At 65.6% G+C, this 6000-nt stretch carries 3 protein-coding genes; 2 read left to right on the forward strand and 1 reads right to left on the reverse strand.

Going from position 1 to position 6000, the window contains the following annotated elements; translation table 11 throughout:
• Positions 1-147: 147 nt before the first annotated feature.
• On the reverse strand, positions 148-2469 hold the full coding sequence (locus LDL49_RS49340) for a hypothetical protein (RefSeq protein ID WP_225301892.1): 2322 nt from the start codon (positions 2467-2469) through the stop codon (positions 148-150).
• Between the two features lie 206 nt (positions 2470-2675).
• Here LDL49_RS49340 and LDL49_RS49345 point away from each other — a divergent pair, with 206 nt between their 5' ends.
• Together LDL49_RS49345 and LDL49_RS49350 are read left to right on the forward strand one after the other, a co-directional pair.
• Positions 2676-4259, forward strand: coding sequence for a hypothetical protein (locus LDL49_RS49345; protein WP_225301893.1), 1584 nt, complete (start codon positions 2676-2678; stop codon positions 4257-4259).
• 368 nt (positions 4260-4627) lie between these two features.
• Positions 4628-5770: a glycosyltransferase gene (locus LDL49_RS49350; protein ID WP_225301896.1), complete on the forward strand. Its 1143-nt coding sequence runs from the start codon at positions 4628-4630 to the stop codon at positions 5768-5770.
• Positions 5771-6000: the final 230 nt, after the last annotated feature.

Raw genomic sequence — 6000 nt, forward strand, 5'->3', positions numbered from 1 at the left:
CGCCCGATATTTTGCCGTCATTGCACAAGCGCAAAGCTCGATGGCTCGGGATCTGTCCGAGTCGGGGGATGATTTCGGCTTAACGGAGGTTTCCGGAGGATCATCCTGGTTCTCGTTCAGTACGGTGCGTGCTGCCGCTCAAGGCGCTCAGCCGCTGGGGGCGAGATGGTAAACGGCGTAGTCACCGGACCGGAACCGGAGTTCGGCGTAAGCGCCTATCCCGGGACCGGCGCCGATGAGCCCCTCATGGACGAACAACCACCGAACGCCGTAACGGCCGGTCAATTCCTGGATCGACGTCGGCGATGGCGACCGGAAGACCGCGTCGTTCGTCTTGAGGAGGGCGTCATCCCAGAAGGGCTGGAGTTCCGCGATGAGCCCTGGGCGCCAACGAGCGTAGTTGCTCGGGGTGAACGCCCAGCCTTCCACGAGGACGCGCCTTTCGGTCAGCGCGCTCACCCAGAACTGCCGGCTGTCGCATGGCTCGGTCGATCCCCAGCGGCAGTGTTCGTTGGTGGCGATCAGTTCCTCGGGGCGTGAATGCTCGCGCAGCCACCGCCCGGCGGCCAAGGCGCCCTCCGGGATCGCAGACGCCGCCACCGTGGACGGGGTGGTCGCATTGCTGTCACGCGGTCCCGCGAATACCGGCGAGACAATCCTCGTCGACCATGCCGCGGGCAATCCCATGGCGGTGACCATGACTGTCGCGAGCGTTCCCGCCACGACGGGACGACGTCGTATGACCAGGAAGAAAGCGACGATCGCCATGGCGATGACGACCCCGAGAGCGGCATACGGCCGGTGAAGAAGGGTCTCGGCCTGGCCGGGTCCCAGGGGGACCGCCATTCCCCACAGCCAACGGACGAGAAAGACGGTGACCATGGCCGCGACGGTCACCAGCGTGACTGTTCGCCGCGACAGCCGTGCACGCCGGTACGCGACGACGAGCCCGTAGGCGGTCAACACCGCCAGGTACGGATAGCAGGCCCAGAAGAAATGGAGCTGGCTGCGATGGGGATGGCCGAGCATGAGCATGGCCCCGAGCCCGGCCACGCCGATTCCCAGCATGAGAACGACGGGAGGCCGCAGCAACAGCCGTGGCCGGGTCAGCAGCCCCAGCACGCCGGCCCACTCAAGGGTCCAGCTCCACAGGTACAAGCCGGCGATGCCCAGAAGTGAGCCGGTGGAGGCCGCGGCGGAATCGCGTCCGGTCAGGCCGCCCCAGTTGATCCGGGTAAGGGACAACGGATCGACGCTCATACCAAGCCTCGCCTGGCCGAACAGTACGAGCTGGGCGTAGGCGATGCACACCATCGTGGCGCCGAGCACGGCGAGTGTGATCAGGCAGAGTTTGCGGCGCCGGGCGAGCTCCACGACGACGACGGCCGCCAGTCCGGCGGCGAGCAGCGGGAGATAGGTCGCCTTGGCCCCCATCACGGCGGCAAGGAAGATTCCGAGCAACGCCCAGGCCCCCCGGTCGTGGCGGAGCCGGCGGAAGTCTATGAAGAAGAGCACGATTGGAGCGAAGAGCAACGCACCGAAAGTCTGGGTGGGGCTCAGCCACGACTGCACCGGCTTCAACGTGAACACGCCGACGTCGATCCCCTGGTACAGGTTCGGCATAGCCATGAAGATCGTGCCGATGACGGCCAGCAGTCCGCCCGCCCATGAGCTGCTGAGGCACCGTCCGATCATGCCGATGACGACGGCGAGGGCGACCATCATCGGCAACATGCCCAGCCGCAGCAGCAGGATGATCGGATCGATGCCGGTGATCCAGCTGGATGCGGCGAAGTGGGCGTAGACGAACCAGTGGTAGGAGAGCGGCTCGCCGGCCACCATCGGCACGGTCGGTGGCATGTGGTGCCGGAGCTCGCCGATCAGGGCCAGGTGGAACGGCACGTCGAGGTAGGAGTTCGCGAGGGCCGGCCAGACGAGCGCGTTTCCCCTGAAGAAGCTGACCGCGCTCCACAGCACCAGATATCCGGCGACGAGCGTCAGGAAGCATGACCACCAGAGCGGAGCCCGCAACCGGGGCCCGCCTTTCCAGTGCCGGCGCAGCGCCGGCACCCCCACGAAGGCCGTGTACACCGCTGCCGGCCCGGCCAGCACCAGCAGCGGCACCCCCACCGCCCGCGCCCCGATGTAGGCGAACACCTCCAGCGCATACCCCAGGCAGAGGCCGAGCGCGAGCTCCTCCACCAAAGTCCGGCGCCGCCGGTACAACGCCCGCACCAGCAGCACCCCGGGCAACAGCACGGCCAGCACCAGATAGGCGGCGAACACCGCCACATCCCGCACGGAGACGCCGTAGAAGCACAACACCCCCACGGCGAACACACCCACGCCCGCCGCCGGCAGGAACCGCCACCATCCGCGCGCTCCGAACCGGCGAGCAGGGGGCAGATCCGGCTTCACCAGCTCACCGAGCGGTGGTGCGATGCCGTCGAGATGCGTGTTTCCGAACATGTGCAGCAGTCTGGCCGGATGGCTGGCCATTCCCACTGTTGACGGCCATACCCGGCACGGTATTTGCCAGTCCTTTGCGTACCGGTGGCCGGGCACAGGGGTAGAAAAGGGAGGAAACTAACGACAAACAGTTGTGGCGATGCGACACACTATTGTTGACATTGGGGATCTCGGCTCCTTATCGGCAATCCTGCTACCGTCACGGCATGAGCGATCCGACGAAGTCATCCGATTGTGCGTCGACGATTTCACTGTCGCACGAAAATCGTGCGACAGGTGTGAATCAGCCACCAGAATCACGCCGGGGGCCACGCCACCGATTGCTGGGCGGTCGGTGGGTGAATGCAGTCGCCTGGACAGTCATTGCCATTTCGCCGGCCCTGGTCATGGCGTTTCTCGTGCGACATTACTTCAACGTCGGCTTGCTCGGCTTCACGCCTTCCTGGTCTGACGAGATCGACTACTGGCACCAGGTTGCGACCTTTCGGGCGGTTGGCTTCGCGGGCGGCTTCTACGGCGTCGACGAGGCGCAGGCGAAATTGTCCTTCCTGCACTTCGGCTCACATGGCCCCGCGTTTCCGATGCTCATGGCGGGCATCAGTGCGGTCGCGGGTTGGCGTCCCTTCTCCGGTCCGCTCATCAATATGGGTCTCATGGCAGCGGCAATCTTCGGCTACCTGGCGCTGAGCCGGGCCGGATGGGTGCGAACCGCGCTGACAGGTGCCCTCGTGCTCACGTTCTGGCCCGTGATGCTGTATCTGTCGAGCACCATGCAGGAAACCGTCCAGCAAGCGCTGGCCATCGTATTGGCTGGTGTGTTCTTCCTGCTCATACGCCGCGATCCGCGTGCGAGTCGCACGGTGTTCGCTGCCGGAATCGTCTTGCTCGCGCTGGCCGGCCTGCTCCGCCCCACATGGGCGCTGCTGTTCCTCCCGCTGTTCTTCCTGCGCGGCACGATGCTCTCGGGCCGGCGACTCGTGTGGGCGGCGCTCAAGGCGGTCCCGGCTGTCGCCGCGGCCTTCGGGCTCTGGGTAGCCGCATCAACCCCTTTTCCCGGCTTCTTCTCACAGATGACCGAGCTGACCGCGCGCTCACCGTTGGCTGGAACGAAGCTGCTGATCCTGCACATCTGGACCAATGCCAAAGGTTTCGTCGGGGGTCAATGGCTCGAGCTGGGGTTGCGAGCCGCACTACTGGCGATCGTCGTGTCGGCCGCCGTACTCGTTGTCCGCCATCTTCGGAGAAGCACTGCCGGCCATCACGAAGACCTGGCCGCCGGTGCGTTCCATCTCCTTAACCTGGTCCCTATGTTGGTCATGGTAGTGGTGGTGTACGACGTCTCCGATTGGCGCGACTCCCGGGTCCTGGCCCCTCACGTGCTGCTCTCGGCGCTGGTCGCCCTGGCGCGCTCCGAACGCGTCGTCGTCATCATCACGCTGGTTGCCAACCTGGCCCTTATCGGCGCCTTCGGGCCTGTTTTCTTCGAGCTCCACCAACAGCATTTCTTGCCCGTGGATCCCAATGCCGCCGCGCTCGGCCGCTATATCACCTACAAAGGGGAGGCGCCCGCGTGGGAGAACACGCTCATGGTCGACCTGCCCAATTATGATTCAGGACTCCTGAACGTGCCGGCCGGAGTGGGCCTGACCCTGCGCCTGCGCGGAACCGGCCAGCAGGTTCAGTCGCGCTATCTGCTCGTGACGAAGGAGACCGCGCTGGAGGTCGGCCTGGATCGGCTTCGACTCCTTACCTCGACCGCACGGGGCAGCCTGTATTCGCGAGAGAACTGATCTCAGAGTGTTGACCTCGGCTGTTCAGGCGGATGTCCGGCCGCGCTCTGAACAGAAGCAGGGCACATGTGCGGCGGCGCACGTCCCGCACTGGCCACCGAGATCGACGTGGTGGTTCGCGAGTTGGCCCGGACGCGCGGGCCCGCGTGCCTCGGGCCCGCGCGTCCGCTGGTGTGAGCGGAGGGTCAGCGAGGCTCGTCGGCAGGTGTGCGAATTTCGGCAGATCATGCAGAGGTAGTGAATATGGAAAACATTTCGTAACCTCCGTCACGGCGTCAGTGAAACGTCCGGCGGCGGGTTAGCTTCTCCGACGTGACCAGGCCATCACCGAGGAGCCCGCGATGACATATGGCGACCGCATCCGTGTCATGGAAATCTTGGCGCGCCTGAACGTCGGCGGTCCTGCCACGCAGATAATCGGGCTGCGCGAGCGGCTGGACGCCGATGAGTTCGATCACCGGCTTTACACCGGTCACGTTGACGGTGACGAGACGGACCATCTCCACATGCGGCAGGCGGAGATGGGGGTGCACCGCGTTCCGGGCCTCGGCAGGTCGGTCAAGCCCGGCCACGATGTCAGGGCCCTCGGCTGGTTGATCGGTGCCATGCGGGCGTTTCGCCCACACATTGTCCACACACATACGGCCAAGGCCGGGGCGCTGGGCCGGGCGGCCGCCCGGCTGGCGGGTATCGGCGCGGCCTGCGTGCACGTCTTTCACGGGCATCTCCTGTATGGCTATTTCTCGCCGGCCAGACACCGTCTCTACGTACATTCGGAACGACTGCTCGCCTCCATCTCGGACCGGCTCGTCACGGTTGGCACGCAGGTGCGGGACGATCTGCTCGAGGCCGGGATCGGCAGGCTGGAGCAGTACACCGTGATTCCGCCCGGGGTGGGCCTCGGACCGATCCCTGATCGGCTGGAGGCACGCATGGCGCTGGACCTTCCACTGGATGTGCCTGTCGTCGCGTACGTGGGCCGGCTCACCCAGGTGAAACGACTGGACCGGTTTCTCGCCGTGGCCGACGCCGTGCTTCGCCATTCGCCGGAATGCCGGTTCGTCATCTGCGGGGGCGGCGAGCTGGCACCCGAGATCGAGCGGCGAGGCGGGCTCGCTCCTGGCTCATTCCACCTTCTCGGGTGGAGGAGAGACGTGGAGACGGTCTACGCCTGCGCCGATGTGGTCATGTTGACCTCCGACAACGAGGGGACGCCGATCACGCTCATCGAGGCGGGGATGGCCGGAGTACCGGTCGTCTCCACCCGGGTGGGAAGCGTCGCGGAGGTCGTCAAGGACGGGCACACGGGCTTGCTGGCCGGCACCGACGTCGCTGAGCTGACGGCACACATCCTGAGACTCCTGTCCGACCGAGTCCTCGCACGCCGGATGGGCGAGGCGGCCAGGGAGTGGACGACACAAGCGTTCGGCGTGGAACGACTCGCCGCGGACACACAGGACCTCTATCGGTCACTGCACACCTCATCCCGGCGTCGGCATATCTCAAGGTGAAACAAGACAGGAAAGTACTCGTTACCGATGGTGCGGGAGAGCAATGCTAGAGACCTGTGGATCGACCGGGAAGGGGTGTACCTTCCCGGTGATCGTTTGAGGTCTCACACGCATGGCCGACGCGCCAACGTCGGCTGGGAAGGCACACCCATGCTCACCGTAGTCCCCGACCCCGCCGACGGCGACCGTCGCATGACCGATGGCCTCGTCTCCGCCGCGCTGATCGACGA

The sequence above is a fragment of the Nonomuraea aurantiaca genome (assembly GCF_020215705.1).
Classification (GTDB): Bacteria; Actinomycetota; Actinomycetes; order Streptosporangiales; family Streptosporangiaceae; genus Nonomuraea; species Nonomuraea aurantiaca.